Source organism: Dietzia sp. KRD202 (assembly GCF_017168155.1).
In the GTDB taxonomy this organism is placed as follows: Bacteria; Actinomycetota; Actinomycetes; order Mycobacteriales; family Mycobacteriaceae; genus Dietzia; species Dietzia kunjamensis.
In genome coordinates, this window is record NZ_JABFAN010000005.1 from 99,712 (window position 1) to 114,889 (window position 15,178).

The window sequence follows — 15,178 nt, forward strand, 5'->3', positions numbered from 1 at the left end:
GTACCGAACAACGCACGGTTGCGACCACCGGGCGTGACGGGCGCGCGGTCAGGCCGCGAGCACCGGCTCGGTGAACGTGCCCGGAGGGGAGACCTCGAGGGCGGCGCGGATGAGGATCTCGCCCAGGGAGACGTCGAGCGCCCCGGAGATGGAGGCCAGCAGTTCGCTGGAGGCCTCCTTGCGGCCGCGCTCGATCTCCGAGAGGTACCCGGGGCTCACACGGGCGGCGTCGGCCACGTCCCGCAGGGTCCGACCGGATTCCCCGCGCAGGCCGCGCAGGACCGTCCCGAGCGTCTCGCGTAGCAGAGGGGCACCGCCGGGCTGGTCCGGTCTGGGCAGGGTGGTCATCTGGATGTTCGGCATCACGGGGTACAACGCATCACATCCCGGATTCGTTCCCGTCGTCGTCGTCACCGTTCCCCTCCCCCGTCGCCGCCGCGATGACCAGCTCCAACGCCGCCGTGCACGCCGCCGTACGGATACGGCTCCGGTCGCCGCTCAACGCCAGCGTCACGGACCAGGGCTCCCTCCCGGGAACCGTCAGGCCGACGTGGACGGTCCCCACCGGCCTGCCCTCCTGGGGCTCGGGCCCCGCCACTCCCGTCAGGCCCACGCCGACATCGGCACCACAGCGCCGCGCAGCCCCGCGCGCGAGTGCGCGGGCGGTCTCCGCGGACACGGCCCCGTGCCGCTCCAGGACCTCGGTCGGCACCCCGGCGAGCTCGTGCTTGAGTTCCGTCGCGTAGACGATCACCCCGCCGCGGAGCACCATGCTGGCCCCCGGCACCTCGGCGACGGTGGCCGCGAGCAGCCCGGCCGTGAGGGACTCGGCCGTGGCCAGGGTCCATCCGCGGTCCCGCAGGGCGGTGACAGCGGCGGCCGCCGGCGGGGACACGGCGACGGAGGGATCCACGGGGGTCAGTCCGCGGTGCGTGCGGCCCGCCGGGCCTTGACCAGGTAGTCGACGCCGGTATACACGGTCAGCACCACGGCCGCACCGACCACGATCCACTCGACCGGCCACACCCAGTGCGGCAGCGGCAGGATGAGCATCCCCATGCCCACCGTCTGTGTGACGGTCTTGAGCTTGCCTCCCCTGCTCGCGGCCACGACATAGTCCACCCCGAACAGGCGCCACAGCGTGATGCCGACCTCGCGGACCAGGATCACCACGGTCACCCACCAGAACAGCTCGTCCACCAGTGAGAGCGAGATCAGCGCGGCGGCGATGAGCGCCTTGTCGGCGATCGGGTCGGCGATCTTGCCGAAGTCGGTGACCAACCCGAGCTTGCGGGCCAGGTGACCGTCGACGTAGTCGGTGAACATCGCCACGGCGAAGACGACGAACGCCCCCACCCGCCACCAGGGATCCTGGGCGTCGGCGACGAAGAACAGGACCACGAAGACGGGGACCAGGAGGATCCTCACCACCGTGAGGACGTTCGCGATGTTGAGGACGGGGACCTCGTCGGTCCGGCGTCCGTTCTCGCGCGTGGAAGCAGTCACCCCCTCACCTTAGCGAGGACGGCGGGAATACCCTTGGTCGCGACGCACCCCCGACCCCGATCCCAGGAGATCCACGATGCCGCTCTTCGCCGTCACCTACCGCTACTCCGACGCCCAGACCGAGGAGCGGGAATCCAACAAGCCCGCCCACCGCGAGTGGCTGTCCGCCCGCGTCGACGACGGGTCCGTCCGGTCCGTGGGACCGTTCGTCGACGGATCCGGGGCGTTGCTGGTGGTGGAGGCCGACGACGACGAGGCCGCACGATCGCTCGTCGACGATGACCCCCACTGCCTGCGCGGAATGGTCTCGGAGATCTCGGTCCGGGAGTGGACGCCGGTTTTCGGCGCCCTCGCCTGACGCATACCCCGCCCGGCCGCTACCCCACCGGGGTCTCGGCCGGGTCGCGGAGCTCGGCCGGCTCGTCGTCCGGGTCCTCCTCCGGCGGGGCCCCGCCCTTGATCATCCAGAGCACCGAGGCGAGTTCCTCGGGCTTGACCAGCACGTCGCGTGCCTTGGACCCCTCGGAGGGTCCGACGATGTCGCGCGACTCCATCAGGTCCATGAGGCGGCCGGCCTTGGCGAAGCCGACCCGGAGCTTGCGCTGCAGCATCGAGGTGGAGCCGAACTGGCTGGACACCACGAGCTCCACGGCGGCGAGCAGGTCGTCGAGGTCGTCGCCGATGTCGGCGTCGATGTCCTTCTTGCCGTCCTCCTTGGCGGCGGTGATGGACTCGTCGTACTCGGGCTCGGCCTGGTTCTTGGCGTAGTCGACGACCTCGTGGATCTCCTCGTCGGTGATGAACGCACCCTGCATACGGATGGGGCGCGAGGCACCCATCGGGATGAAGAGGCCGTCGCCCATACCGATGAGCTTCTCCGCCCCGGCCTGGTCGAGGATGACCCGGGAGTCGGTGAGCGAGGACGTGGCGAACGCCAGGCGGGACGGGACGTTGGTCTTGATGAGGCCGGTGACCACGTCGACGGACGGCCGCTGCGTGGCCAGGACCAGGTGGATGCCGGCCGCGCGGGCCTTCTGGGTGATGCGGACGATCGCGTCCTCGATGTCGCGGGGCGCGGTCATCATGAGGTCGGCCAGCTCGTCGACCACCGCGACGATGTACGGGTAGGGCCGGTAGACGCGCTCGCTGCCGGGCGGCGTCGTGATGGCTCCCGACTTCACGCGCTCGTTGAAGTCGGTGATGTGGCGCACGCGGGTGGACTTCATGTCCTGGTAGCGCTGCTCCATCTCCTCGACGAGCCACGCGAGCGCCGCGGCCGCCTTCTTGGGCTGCGTGATGATCGGCGTGATGAGGTGCGGGATGCCCTCGTACGGCGTGAGCTCCACCATCTTGGGGTCGACGAGGATGAGGCGGACCTCGTCCGGGGTGGCCCGCGTGAGCAGGGACACGAGCATCGAGTTGACGAAGCTCGACTTACCCGAGCCGGTGGAGCCCGCCACCAGGAGGTGCGGCATCTTGGCCAGGTCGGCGGTGACGAAGTCGCCCTCGATGTCCTTGCCCAGTCCGATGAGCATCGGATTGTGCTTGCTGGCGGTCTTGGGGTCGGTCAGCACGTCCGCCAGCCGCACCAGTTCGCGGTCGAGGTTGGGCACCTCGATGCCGACCGCGGACTTGCCGGGGATCGGCGCCAGCAGCCGCACGTTGTCCGTGGCGACCGCGTAGGCGATGTTGCGGTGCAGGGCGGTGATCTTCTCGACCTTCACGCCGGGACCCAGTTCGACCTCGTACCGGGTGACCGTCGGGCCGCGGGTGAAGCCGGTGACGGCCGCGTCGATCTTGAACTGCTCCAGGACGCCCTGGATGGCCTCGATCATCTGGTCGTTGGACTCGCTGCGCGCCTTGGGCGGGTCGCCGGCCGTGAGCAGGCTGACGGGCGGCAGTGCGTAGTCCACGCCGTTCAGCAGCTGGGTCTGGGAGTCGAGCCGCTCCGCGTCGCTCTCGGCGGCGGTGTGGGTGGACGGGACGTTGGTCTGCGGGACCGCGGAGGTGTCCACCGACGGTGTCGAGGCGGCACGTCCGGGCGCGGTGGCCGGCGAGGACGGGGTGGCCGAGGCCGGCGGGCGGGCCGGGGCCTCGTCGACGTCGCCGCCCGCGGGCAGGACCTCGGTCCTGCGGGGGGTGCGCTTCGGGCGTGCCGGGGCCCGGGCCGGTTCCTCCGGGGGGACGTCGGCGACCTCCGGTGCCGCCTCGGGCTCGGCGGATGGCCGCGAGGCGCGGGGCATCTCGACCGTCTCGCCCGCCGTGGGGGTATCGGACCACGCGGCGATCCGGCGGCGGGAGCTGCGCCGCGTCGCGGAGCGCTCGGTCTCGGACGCCCGCGTCGTCTCCGCGATCGGGTACGCAGTGGTCATCTCGTCGTCCCAGTCCTCGTCGGAATCGACGTAGTCGTGGTCGACGATGTCGCCGCTGCCGTCCCAGCCGAAGAACCCACGGACGATGCCGGGGATCTCGCGCGCGGGCCGCCCCACCATCACCAGGATCCCGAACGCGACGAGCAGCACGAGGAGCGGTACCGCGACGAAGACGGACAGGCCGGCCTCGAGCGTTCCACCGACGATCCGGCCGAGCACCCCGGCGCCGGACCGCACCCCGTCGGGATCGGTCGGCGAGCCGGACCCCAGGTGCCACAGTCCGAGCACACCGAGGGCGGCGACGGTCGTCCCGACCAGCCAGCGCGAGTGCACGTCGGGACGGGGTTCGCGGGCCATGACGAGCACGCCCCATCCGCCAAGCAGGAGCGGCAGGAGGGCACCGGGGGTACCGACCACCGTCCGGATCCCGGTGTCGATCCAGTGGCCGATCGGGCCGGCTGCGCCGAACCACACGGCGCCGACGAACACGATCGCCACGCCGATGAGGATCAGGCCGAGACCGTCACGGCGGTGCGGCGGGACCACCTTGTCGTCGTCGTCCCCACCCCCGAGGCCACGGACCCCGTGGCCGACACCCTTCGCCATCGCGGACCACCCTCCGCGCAGCCCACGCCCCACGGCACCGAACGCACCCGAGGTGCGTTCCGGCGCCGGGGCGGCGGTCCGAGGACCGCTGCGGGTCCCCTTCTTGGGGGTCGAGACGACCGCACCGCGACGGGAACCGCCACCCCGCGACGACGACGGGGTGGACTTGGTCGATCGCTGTGCTCCCGAGGTCGAAGCCGGACGTCGGCCGCCGGGGGCACGGGTGGAGCGCGTGCTCGAGCTGGATGCCATGGCCGTCACTCTATCGTCTGGAGCACCACTGGTAACAGCAGCCACACGGGGGTGGGGTGGTTCAGATGCCGCGTGGGACGGCTTCGAGCGCGTCGATCCCCCGCTGGGCACCGGAGATGTCGATCTCGACCTCGTCGCGACCGAACGTCCACAGGAGGAACTCGACGGGATCCGCCGTGATGCTCACCAGCGGGGCGAGGGCCGCACCCGTCGAGACCGAGGCGATCTTGGCTGATCCCACGTGGGCCGGGGTGCGCAGGTCGACGCGGGCACCGACCTTGCGCAGGAAAGTCTTCGCCACGGTCGTGGCGAGGGACCAGACCCGTTCGAGGTCGTCCACCTCGAACTCGCGGGGCGCCCACCCGGGGCGCCCCCTGCGCACGTCCTCGTGGTGGACGAGGTACTCGGCCAGGTTCGCGACCCGGTCCGCGTAGCGCAGCGGTGAGTACCAGGGAGCTCCTCCGGCGATCGTGTCGAGCAGGTCCTCCCACGGGCGTTCGGCCTCCCGCAGGCGCAGGTGCTCCATGCGGTCCGCGAGGGCGGGGACGACGATTCCCGCCGCGGCGTCCGGGCGGTACTCCCGCACGACGAGGTGGGCGGCCAGGTCCCTGGTCGTCCAGCCCTCGCACAGCGTCGGGGCGTCGGGCCCGGTGGCACGCATGCTCTCCACGAGAGCGCTGCGCTCCCGCTGTGCGAGGGTCGGACGGCTGGGACTCACCGGACTCAGCCCTGCGCGACGGCGGAGGTGATGACGGTGGGCACGATCATGGGCTTGCGGCGCCACTTGTCCGACACCCACCGGCCGACCACGCGCCGCACGGCCTGGGCGAGACGGTACGGATCGGTCTCACCCTCGCCGGCCAGGTCCCACAGCGCGTTCTCCACGAGTTCGACGACCGGGTCGAGTGCGCCCGGCTCGTCGGTGAAGCCCTTACCGATGATCTGGGGCTTGCTCACCGGCCGGCCGGTACGCGGGTCCACCACGACGGTCGCGACGATGAAGCCGTCCTCGCCGAGCGCGGTGCGGTCCGCGAGGACCGTGTCGCCGACGTCGCCGGTGGACAGGCCGTCGACGTACAGGTTGCCGACGGGGATCTGACCGACCACGGACGCCTTGCCGTCCACGAGGTCGACCACGACGCCGTTCTGCGCCAGGACGACGTTCTCCTCCGGTACCCCGGTGGCGATCGCCAGCGCCTTGTTGGCGCGCAGGTGCCGCCACTCACCGTGGACCGGCATGGCGTTCTTCGGCCGTACGGCGTTGTAGACGAAGAGCAGCTCGCCCGCGTCCCCGTGGCCGGAGACGTGGATGTTGGCCTCGCGGCTGGTCACCACGTTCACACCCATCTGGGACAGGCTGTTCTGCACGCTGAAGACGGGCTCCTCGTTGCCCGGGACGATCGACGAGGAGAACAGCACGGTGTCGCCCTCGGAGAGGTTGATCTGCCGGTGCTCACGACGCGCCATCCGGGAGAGCCCCGCCATGGACTCACCCTGGGTACCGGTCGTCATGACGACGACCTTCTCCGACGGGAGCTTGGCGGCCGTGTCCATGTCCACGATCACCTTGTTCGGATCGGTGAGCAGGCCCATCTCCAGGGCGATCTCCATGTTCCGGATCATCGACCGACCGGTGAGCGCGACCTTGCGACCGCTCGCGGCGGCGGCCGCGATGACGGACTGGACGCGGTAGACGTTGGACGCGAAGCAGGCCACCACGACGAGCTGACGCGCGTCGGAGATGAGCCGCTGGAGCGCGGGACCGATCTCCGACTCCGAACGACTGACCCCCGGAGTGGTGGCGTTGGTCGAATCCATCAGCAGCAGGTCGATGCCCTCGTCACCGAATCGCCCCATCTTGGGCAGGTCGGTGGGGCGCTTGTCCGTGGGCAGCTGGTCGAGCTTGATGTCACCCGTCATCATCACCGACTGGCCACCGGCGCGGATGACCAGGCCGAGGCACTCGGGGATCGAGTGGTTGACGTCGAAGTAGCGCACCTCGAACTTGCCCAGGGTGCTCACGCTGGACTCGTCGACCTCGCGGAAGACCGGCTTGATGCGATGCTCGCGGCACTTCGCGGCGACCAGTGCGAGCGTGAACCGCGATCCGATGACCGGGATGTCCGGGCGCAGCTTGAGCAGGAACGGGATCGCCCCGATGTGGTCCTCGTGGGCGTGGGTCAGCACGAGCGCCTCGACCTGGTCCAGACGGTCCTCGATGTGGCCGAAGTCCGGGAGGATGAGGTCGACGCCGGGCTCGGTCGAGCTCGGGAAGAGGACGCCGCAGTCGACGATGAGCAGCTTCGAGTCGTACTCGAAGGTCATCATGTTGCGGCCGATCTCCGTGACGCCGCCGAGCGCCACCATGCGCAGCGCACCCTTGCGGGGCTTGGGCGGGCTGGGCAGGCGGACGGTCATGTCGCCGCCCTGCATGGTCTTCACGCCACCGAACTCGGCGGTGGAGGTGTCGCCGCGACCGCGGCCGCGTCCGCTGCGACCACGGCCGCCCTTCTGACCCCCCGAGCCCTGGCCGCCTGAGTTCTGGCCGCCGTTCTGGTCGCCGCCCGACGATCCGCCCTTGGCTCCCGAGGACGAACCCCTGCCCCGGCCACGCGATCCGCCCTTAGGCGAGTCCTTCTGGCCGCTGTCTTTCTGGCCGCTGTCTTTCTGGCCGCCGTCCTTCGGGCCGTCGCCCTGCTGGTTCCTACCCTGCTGGGGCTGGTCCTGCCTACCCTTGGCCCGATCGGAGCGGCCCTGGCCCGCGTCGGCGGCGGGGGCGTCGGCTACCGGGGTGGGCTCGGTGAACTGCACGGCGGCCGTGGCCGCCGGCTCTCCCGAGGGCCGTCCTGCGGCACGTCGGGTGCGGCCGCGTCCGCGGCCGGTGGAGGTACTTTCCGTCATCTGGTGACTCCTGCTCTGTGCAGCAGCGCCGCGAGGGCGTCTCGCTGCTCGTCGGTTGGTGGTAACTGCGGGAGTCGCGGCACACCGGCCGGGACCCCGAGAAGTTCTAGTGCTGCTTTGGACATCGACACACCTCCGAGCGCCCGCTGGGCGTCGAAGAGAGGGAGGAGTCCGAGGTTGATACGTCGTGCCGTCTCGATGTCTCCACTCAGGTACGCACGGCGCAGGTCGACCAGCCGTGATGCGGCCACATGGCCGATCACACTGACGAACCCGGTCGCTCCGACGGCCAGCCACGGGAGGTTGAGTTGGTCGTCCCCCGAGTAGTAGACGAGGTCGCAGTGGGACATGACGGTGACGGCGTCGTGGAAGTCGCCCTTCGCGTCCTTGACCGCCACGATGTTCGGGTGGTCGGACAGACCGATCAGGGTGTCCGCCTGGATGGGGACCACCGATCTCGGCGGGATGTCGTAGAGCATCACGGGCCGGTCGGTCGCGTCGGCGATCGTCCGGAAGTGGACGTCCAGTCCTGCCTGGGTGGGCTTCGAGTAGTACGGCGTCACCACGAGCAGTCCGTGCGCCCCGGAGGCAGCGGCCTGCTTGGCCGCGTGCACCGAGTGCGCGGTGTCGTACGTACCGACACCCGCGACGATCGTCGCCCGGTCCCCCACCTCGGCGAGGACGGTCTCGAGGACCGCGATCTTCTCCGCGTCGGTGGTGGTGGGCGATTCCCCCGTGGTGCCGGAGACGACGAGACCGTCGCACCCCGAGTCCACGAGATGCCGCGCGACACGTGCGACGGCCTTCAGATCGACGTAACCGTCGGACCCGAACGGGGTCACCATCGCCGTGACGACCGTGCCGAACGGCGCGGGGCGCCCTGTATCGGCGGGGGCCCGGCCACGGTCGGTCGGCGCTTGCCGGCCGACAGGGCCCCCGGTGGTCACGTGTGTCATGGTCTCCCAGACTACCCGCAGTACCCGGCAGACCCCGATTCCCACCCTGGGGGCGTCGTCATCCCTCGAGAACGTAGGGGCTGACCGCGATCTCCGAGCCGTCCTCCAGCGTGGCGATCTCGAAGTCCGAGAACACCGCCGGCGCCGCCTCGCGGAGACGACGGAGTACGTCGATCGCCAGGCCCCGGATCTCGGTGTCGGCGTGCTCGGTGGCGCGCATGCCGATGAAGTGGCGCCACGAGCGGTAGTTCCCCGTCACGACGATCCGGGTCTCGGTGGCGTTCGGTAGCACGGAGCGGGCGGCCTGCCGGGCCTGCTTGTGCCGCAGCATGGGGTTGGGCACGTCCGCGAACCTGTCCTCGAGCTTCGCCAGCATCTCCGCGTAGGCGTCACGGGAGGCGTCGGTCGCGCGCCGGAAGATCTCGACGAGCTCGGGATCGTCCGCTATCGCCGGTGGGGGCACCACCTTCGAGTCGTGCTCGGGGACGAAACGCTGGGACAACTGGCTGTAGGAGAAGTGGCGGTGCCGGATCAGTTCGTGGGTGCACGAGCGGGAGATCCCGGTGATGTAGAACGACACACTCGCGTGCTCGAACACCGACAGGTGCCCGACCTCGAGGATGTGCCGCAGATACCCGGCGTTGGTCGCGGTGCGCGGATTCGGTTTCTCCCAGCTCTGATAGCAGGCCCGCCCCGCGAACTCGGCCAGCGCCGATCCGCCTTCGGCGTCCGTCTCCCACTCGACCTCGTCGGGCGGGATGAACTCGGTGTGCGCGACCAGGCGGACCTGCCGCCGGACGAGCTCGGACATCGCTTGACTCCTTCGGTGATGTGCCCGGCGGTTCAGCCGAGCAGATGTGCGGCGACGGTGGCCGCGACCTCGGCGGCGGTGTCGAGATCCTGGCGTCCGGGTTCGCCGGTCAACTGGACTGCGGGGGCGACGGCCTGCAGTCCCCAGCCGGTGGCGATCCGTTCGACCGAGTTGACCGCTCCCGCGGTGTCGTTGTCCCCGTGCACGCACAGGGCGTACGGCCGGCCTGCCACCGCTCCCTCGCAGGTGTAGTAGGTGCGGTCGAAGAAGTGCTTGAGCGCGCCGGACATGTACCCGAAATTGGCCGGGGTGAGCAGGACATAGCCGTCGGCGCGCAGGACGTGGTCGTCGGTGGTGGCCAACGCGGGGACGGACTCGACCGCGATCCCTTCGAGTTCGGGATGGTCGAGACCGGTGACGAGTGCTTCGAGAATGCGGCGCAGGCGTGGTGACGGGGCGTGGTGCACGACCAGTACCGTGCTCATCCCAGACCCTTCCCCGAGGTGAGTTCCGTCTCGCGCAGCCCGATGGCGGCCTTCATGACCTCCCGGGCGCGGACGCGGTCGCCGGCGTGGTCGTAGGCCCGCGCCAGCCGGTAGGTCGTCCGCCAGTCGTCGGGGGCGGCCTGGTACTCGGCGCTGACCCGGTCGAACAGCGCGTCCGCCGCGTCATGCTCGAGTCGGCCGGAGGGGCGTCGCTCCATGTCCGCGAGATCGAGTTCGATCCCCTCCGCCGCGGCGGCGGCCGAGATCCTCTGGAGTTCGAGACCGTTACGGACGATGGCCCAGGTCGCCCAGGCGCCGACGCCGGTGAGCAGGATGATCCCCGCCCCGAGCCCGCGCACGGCCAGATAGTCGGAGGCGCTGACCATCGACCAGCCGAGGTACAGCAGGTACCCGAAGGCCACGACCAGGCCCAGCGCCGTGAGGGCCATGACCAGGGGCTTGACGATGCGCTCCACGGCGGTGGTCCTAGAGGTCCATGAAGGAGTCGAGCCCGACGGTCAGGCCCGGGGCCCCGGCGATCGAGCGGACCCCCAGAAGCACTCCGGGGGCGAACGAGGTGCGGTCCAGCGAGTCGTGCCGGAGGGTGAGGGTCTCCCCCTGCGTCCCGAGCAGCACCTCCTGGTGGGCGACGAGGCCCGACAGTCGCACCGAGTGCACGCGGATCCCGTCGACGTCGGCGCCGCGGGCCCCGTCGAGTTCCGTGGACGTGGCATCGGGCGACGGCCCGAGCCCCGCCTCCCGGCGAGCCGCCGCCATCATGGCGGCGGTGCGGTGGGCCGTCCCCGACGGAGCGTCGGCCTTGTTGGGATGATGCAGCTCGACGATCTCGGCGGACGGGAAATACTTCGCGGCCTGGACCGCGAACCGCATCATCAGGATGGCACCGATGGCGAAATTGGGCGCGACCAGTACACCGGTCCCGGGACTGTCCTCCAGCCACCCCCTGAGGGTGGCGAAACGATCCTCGGTGAACCCGGTGGTGCCGACCACCGCGTGTATGCCGTTGGCCACGCAGTACTCGAGGTTGTCCATCACCACGTCCGGGTGGGTGAAGTCCACCACCACCTCGGCACCGGAGTCGACGAGCGCGTCCAGCGGATCGCCCTGGTCGACCTCCGCGACGAGTTCGAGGTCCTCCGCGTCACGGACGGCCTCACAGATCGCCGTTCCCACCTTGCCGCGTGCGCCGAGCACTCCGACCTTCGTCACCGTCATCGTCTCCTCACGTGGTCCTCGTCGAGCCCATCCAGCCTATCCGCCGACGCGCCCGAGCAGTCCAGCCGCGCCGTCGCCGGGCATCCCGGGGCCGACCGCCGCCAGACACCACGGGGCGGACTCGTCGGTCCAGTAGGCGGCGACCTCGTCGCGGGTGACCCGACGGAGCCTGGCCACCGATTCCTCGACGGGGACCACCGTGTCGCGGTCCAGGAGGTGTCGACCGATCCGCGTCATGCGGGAGAGCGGATCGTCCAACCCGAGCCTGATCGACCCCGTGAGGTGGCCGATCGCCCGACCCACCTCGTCGGCGGCGGGCGGCGCGGCCAGCATCCCGGACACGACCTCGCCCACCTCGTCGCACAGTGCGTCCACCCGGTCGACCGGGGCGCCGGCCACCACCGTGAGCAGACCGGTCGGCCGGAACTGGTCCATGCCCGCATAGACCGTGTACGCCAGACCGAGTTCCTCGCGGATCCGTTGGAACAACCGGGAGCTCAGTCCCCCGCCGAGAACCGCGGTGCCGACCTGCGCCGCGGCCCGGTCCCGGTGATCCCGGGCCGGGGTTCTGCGGGCGAGGGCGATCAACGCCTGTTCGGAGTCGTCGTCCTCACCGGTGAGCACGGATGTCGCCGCCCACCCGGGGGCCCCCGCGCCCGGCCCGGTGTCGCCACCGCCGGTCCCGGCGCCGAGATCGGCGCCGTCCCGCGACGTCCCGTTGCGGGACACCGCCGCCGCCAGTGGCCCGGCGGCGATCCGGCGCACGAGGGCGTCGTGATCGAGACGCCCGGCCGCCGCGACCACGACGTCGCCGGCACCGAGCATGCGTCGGTGGAATGCCCGTAGGGTCTCGGCGTCCAGTGCTTCCACCGACTCCTCGGTCCCGATGATCGGGCGGGCGAGCGGGTCGCTACCGAGGGCCGCGGTGGCGACCAGTTCGCAGGCGAGGTCCTCCGGGTCGTCCGCACGGCCGGCGAGCTCGTCGAGCACGACGTCACGCTCGATCTCGACGTCGGCGGGGTCACAGGACCCGTTGGCGACGACGTCCACCAGGACGTCCACCGCGGTGTCCAGCCCCTCGGCGGGGACGTGGACGTGATAGCAGGTGTGCTCGCGTCCCGTGAAGGCGTTGAGGTCACCACCCAGCAGGTCGATACGCTGGGACAACTCCAGACCGGACGCCGAGCTGGTGCGCTTGAACAGGACGTGCTCCAGGAAGTGCGCGGCGCCGTGTTCCCCGGGGCCCTCGTCCGCGGAACCGGACCCTATCCAGACCCCGACCGCCGCGGTGTGGCACCACGGTAGGTCCTCGGTCACCACACGCACGCCCGGGATCGACCGGTCCACGCGGATCGTCGGGTTCACGGTCCCTCCCTTCTGTCGACGAACGAGGCACGCACCCCGCGCGCGGGGTGCGTGCCTCGTGGGGTGCCGGGCGCCGTGGGGGGGCGGACCGGCGGGGTCTCAGTCGTCGGTGCCGGAGTCCGCGTCGGCTCCGCCGTCCGAGTCGTCACCGACCGGGACGAGACTGATCTTGCCGCGGTTGTCGATGTCGGCGATCTCGACCTGCATCTTGTCGCCGACGTTGACCACGTCCTCGACCTTGCCGACGCGCTTGCCCTGGCCCAGCTTGGAGATGTGGACCAGACCGTCGCGGCCCGGCAGCAGCGAGAGGAAGGCGCCGAACGGGGCGGTCTTCACGACCGTACCGAGGAAGCGCTCCCCGACCTTGGGCAGCTGCGGGTTGGCAATCGCGTTGATCTTGTCGATCGCGGCCTGGGCCGACTCGCCGTCCGTGGCCCCGATGTACACGGTGCCGTCGTCCTCGATCGAGACGGACGCGCCGGTCTCCTCGGTGATCGAGTTGATCATCTTGCCCTTGGGCCCGATGACCTCGCCGATCTTGTCGACCGGGACCTTGATCGCGATGATGCGGGGCGCGAACGGGCTGAGCTCGTCGGGCTCGTCGATCGCCTCGGCCATCACGTCGAGGATGGTGAGCCGGGCCTCGCGGGCCTGGGTCAGCGCGCCGGCCAGCACCTCGGACGGGATGCCGTCGAGCTTGGTGTCGAGCTGCAGCGCGGTGACGAACATGCCCGTGCCGGCGACCTTGAAGTCCATGTCGCCGAAGGCGTCCTCGGCCCCGAGGATGTCGGTCAGCGCGACAAAACGTCGTTCCGACTCACCGGCCTCGTTCGTGATCTCGTCGGAGACCAGGCCCATCGCGATACCCGCGACGGGGGCCTTGAGGGGCACACCGGCGTTGAGCAGCGACAGGGTGGAGGCACAGACGGAGCCCATGGAGGTGGAGCCGTTGGAGCTGAGCGCCTCGGAGACCTGGCGGATCGCGTACGGGAACTCCTCGACGCTCGGCAGGACCGGCATGAGCGCGCGCTCGGCGAGCGCGCCGTGCCCGATCTCGCGACGCTTCGGCGAACCCACGCGGCCGGTCTCACCGGTGGAGTACGGCGGGAAGTTGTAGTGGTGCATGTAGCGCTTGCTGGTCTCGGGTCCGAGCGAGTCGATCTGCTGGGCCATCTTGACCATGTCGAGCGTGGTCACGCCGAGGATCTGGGTCTCACCGCGCTCGAACAGCGCCGAGCCGTGGGCGCGCGGGATGACCTCGACCTCGGCGGACAGCGCACGGATGTCCCGCGTGCCACGGCCGTCGATCCGGAAGTGGTCGGTGAGGATGCGCTGACGCACGACCTTCTTGGTCAGCGACTTGAACGCGGCCCCGACCTGGCCGAGGCGGTCGGAGAACCGCTCGGTGAGCTGCTCGAGGACGGTCGCCTTGAGCTCGTCGGTCGCGACGTCGCGATCCTGCTTGTCGGCGATCTGCATGATCTCGGCGAGCTTGGTCTCGGCGATCTCGGCCACGGAGGCGTAGACGTCATCGGCGTACGGCGGGAACAGCGGGAACTCCCGCGGCGTGCCGGGCGCGGCGTCGGCCAGCGCCTGCTGTGCGGCGCACAGCTCGGCGATGAACGGCTTGGCGGCCTCGAGCCCCAGGGCCACGACGTCCTCGGTGGGGGCCTGCGCGCCCCCGGCGACCTTCTCGATCACGTCGTCGGTGGCCTCGGCCTCGACCATCATGATCGCGACGTCGGCGGTGTCACCGGAGCCGACGACGCGGCCGGCGACGACCATGTCGAAGACGGCGTCCGAGAGCTGCTCGACGGTGGGGAACGCCACCCACTGGCCGGCCGGGTCGGCCGCCGTCGGGATGAGCGCGACCCGCACGCCGCCGACCGGGCCCGAGAACGGCAGGCCGGACAGCTGCGTGGAGGCGGAGGCGGCGTTGATGGCCACCACGTCGTACAGGTCCTTGGGGTCGAGGCTCATGACGGTCACGACGACCTGGACCTCGTTGCGGACCCCGTCCGCGAAGGTGGGGCGGAGCGGCCGGTCGATGAGCCGGCAGGTGAGGATGGCGTCCGTGCTGGGACGTCCCTCGCGGCGGAAGAACGAACCGGGGATCCGTCCCGCGGCGTACATCCGCTCCTCGACGTCCACCGTCAGGGGGAAGAAGTCGAAGTGCTCCTTGGGGTGCTTGCCCGCCGTGGTGGCGGACAGCAGCATGGTGTCGTCGTCGAGGTAGGCGACGACCGCACCGGCGGCCTGCTTGGCCAGCCGGCCGGTCTCGAAGCGGAGCTCGCGGCGACCGAAGTCGCCGTTGTCGATGGTCGCGACGGTCTCGAAGACCCCGTCTTCGACCTCAACGGCCGTGATCTGTGGCATGTGTTTCCTGTCGTGTCGGGTGCATGGGCCGCACGGCGGAGTCGTCCCGCCGGGGCCACCGGGCGTCACGTCAGGGGGTCCCGGTTCGACCTCGGTCTTCGATCGAAGCGGCCGGAACGCGTGCCACGGATGCTGATGCTCCCGGGCGTCGGGTTCCGGCGGCCACTACCGAGGACCGTCAATCGGACCTGTCGACCACCCCGGCACGTGTGCACCGGCTCCACCGAGGCTATCAGGGAAAACCGTCCGGGTCACCGGGCGCGCGCGGGTGACGCCCCCGACACCCGGCGGCCCGGTTCGCGGAAATGCGCC

General features: G+C 70.6%; 14 protein-coding genes. 1 reads left to right on the top strand and 13 read right to left on the bottom strand.

Annotated elements, in window-relative coordinates:
• Positions 1–48: 48 nt before the first annotated feature.
• The 3 genes from J1M64_RS01250 to pgsA are packed head-to-tail and all read right to left on the bottom strand — an operon-like array spanning position 49 to position 1,506.
• Complete coding sequence (locus J1M64_RS01250; protein ID WP_067717740.1) at positions 49–363, bottom strand: helix-turn-helix domain-containing protein; 315 nt, start codon at positions 361–363, stop codon at positions 49–51.
• Positions 364–379: 16 nt separating this feature from the next.
• The gene (locus J1M64_RS01255; protein WP_256819465.1) at positions 380–913 is read right to left on the bottom strand and encodes a nicotinamide-nucleotide amidohydrolase family protein; all 534 of its coding nucleotides are present in this window, start codon (positions 911–913) and stop codon (positions 380–382) included.
• A gap of 5 nt (positions 914–918) precedes the next feature.
• Positions 919–1,506: a CDP-diacylglycerol--glycerol-3-phosphate 3-phosphatidyltransferase gene (pgsA, locus tag J1M64_RS01260; protein ID WP_132061191.1), complete on the bottom strand. Its 588-nt coding sequence runs from the start codon at positions 1,504–1,506 to the stop codon at positions 919–921.
• Positions 1,507–1,582: 76 nt separating this feature from the next.
• On the opposite strand from pgsA, the gene J1M64_RS01265 reads away from it, so the two are divergent.
• A complete protein-coding gene (locus J1M64_RS01265; RefSeq protein WP_119192152.1) occupies positions 1,583–1,864 on the top strand; it encodes a YciI family protein in 282 nt (93 codons plus the stop codon).
• Positions 1,865–1,883: 19 nt separating this feature from the next.
• Here J1M64_RS01265 and J1M64_RS01270 read toward each other — a convergent pair whose 3' ends face one another.
• The 10 genes from J1M64_RS01270 to J1M64_RS01315 form a co-directional block, all read right to left on the bottom strand.
• Positions 1,884–4,736, bottom strand: a complete 2,853-nt coding sequence (locus J1M64_RS01270) for a DNA translocase FtsK (RefSeq protein ID WP_241260931.1) — start codon at positions 4,734–4,736, stop codon at positions 1,884–1,886.
• 61 nt (positions 4,737–4,797) lie between these two features.
• Positions 4,798–5,454: a TIGR03085 family metal-binding protein gene (locus tag J1M64_RS01275; RefSeq protein WP_132061185.1), complete on the bottom strand. Its 657-nt coding sequence runs from the start codon at positions 5,452–5,454 to the stop codon at positions 4,798–4,800.
• Positions 5,455–5,459: 5 nt separating this feature from the next.
• On the bottom strand, positions 5,460–7,637 hold the full coding sequence (locus J1M64_RS01280) for a ribonuclease J (RefSeq protein ID WP_241260932.1): 2,178 nt from the start codon (positions 7,635–7,637) through the stop codon (positions 5,460–5,462).
• Entirely contained in the window at positions 7,634–8,593 is a 960-nt protein-coding gene (dapA, locus tag J1M64_RS01285) for a 4-hydroxy-tetrahydrodipicolinate synthase (RefSeq protein WP_096907226.1), read from the bottom strand. The genes J1M64_RS01280 and dapA overlap by 4 nt, the downstream gene beginning before the upstream one ends.
• A 58-nt stretch (positions 8,594–8,651) precedes the next feature.
• Positions 8,652–9,404, bottom strand: a complete 753-nt coding sequence (thyX, locus tag J1M64_RS01290) for an FAD-dependent thymidylate synthase (RefSeq protein WP_067717719.1) — start codon at positions 9,402–9,404, stop codon at positions 8,652–8,654.
• A gap of 32 nt (positions 9,405–9,436) precedes the next feature.
• Positions 9,437–9,889 (bottom strand): flavodoxin family protein, encoded by a 453-nt coding sequence (locus tag J1M64_RS01295; protein ID WP_119192157.1) that lies wholly within the window; start codon positions 9,887–9,889, stop codon positions 9,437–9,439.
• Entirely contained in the window at positions 9,886–10,365 is a 480-nt protein-coding gene (locus tag J1M64_RS01300) for a hypothetical protein (RefSeq protein ID WP_181694294.1), read from the bottom strand. Before J1M64_RS01300 ends, J1M64_RS01295 begins: the two co-directional genes overlap by 4 nt.
• A gap of 10 nt (positions 10,366–10,375) precedes the next feature.
• A complete protein-coding gene (gene dapB / locus J1M64_RS01305) occupies positions 10,376–11,125 on the bottom strand; it encodes a 4-hydroxy-tetrahydrodipicolinate reductase (RefSeq protein ID WP_206472269.1) in 750 nt (249 codons plus the stop codon).
• 36 nt (positions 11,126–11,161) lie between these two features.
• Positions 11,162–12,490 (bottom strand): pitrilysin family protein, encoded by a 1,329-nt coding sequence (locus J1M64_RS20290; RefSeq protein ID WP_067717709.1) that lies wholly within the window; start codon positions 12,488–12,490, stop codon positions 11,162–11,164.
• Between the two features lie 99 nt (positions 12,491–12,589).
• Entirely contained in the window at positions 12,590–14,857 is a 2,268-nt protein-coding gene (locus tag J1M64_RS01315; protein ID WP_206472643.1) for a polyribonucleotide nucleotidyltransferase, read from the bottom strand.
• Positions 14,858–15,178 lie beyond the last annotated feature (321 nt).

What these genes read in the sequence shown, in the direction of transcription:
- J1M64_RS01250 (WP_067717740.1), bottom strand. Translation starts at nt 363, where the DNA reads ATGCCGAACATCCAGATGACCACCCTGCCCAGACCGGACCAGCCCGGC.
- dapA (WP_096907226.1), bottom strand. Translation starts at nt 8,593, where the DNA reads ATGACACACGTGACCACCGGGGGCCCTGTCGGCCGGCAAGCGCCGACC.
- J1M64_RS01280 (WP_241260932.1), bottom strand. Translation starts at nt 7,637, where the DNA reads ATGACGGAAAGTACCTCCACCGGCCGCGGACGCGGCCGCACCCGACGT.
- thyX (WP_067717719.1), bottom strand. Translation starts at nt 9,404, where the DNA reads ATGTCCGAGCTCGTCCGGCGGCAGGTCCGCCTGGTCGCGCACACCGAG.
- J1M64_RS01295 (WP_119192157.1), bottom strand. Translation starts at nt 9,889, where the DNA reads ATGAGCACGGTACTGGTCGTGCACCACGCCCCGTCACCACGCCTGCGC.
- J1M64_RS01265 (WP_119192152.1), top strand. Translation starts at nt 1,583, where the DNA reads ATGCCGCTCTTCGCCGTCACCTACCGCTACTCCGACGCCCAGACCGAG.
- dapB (WP_206472269.1), bottom strand. Translation starts at nt 11,125, where the DNA reads ATGACGGTGACGAAGGTCGGAGTGCTCGGCGCACGCGGCAAGGTGGGA.
- J1M64_RS01270 (WP_241260931.1), bottom strand. Translation starts at nt 4,736, where the DNA reads ATGGCATCCAGCTCGAGCACGCGCTCCACCCGTGCCCCCGGCGGCCGA.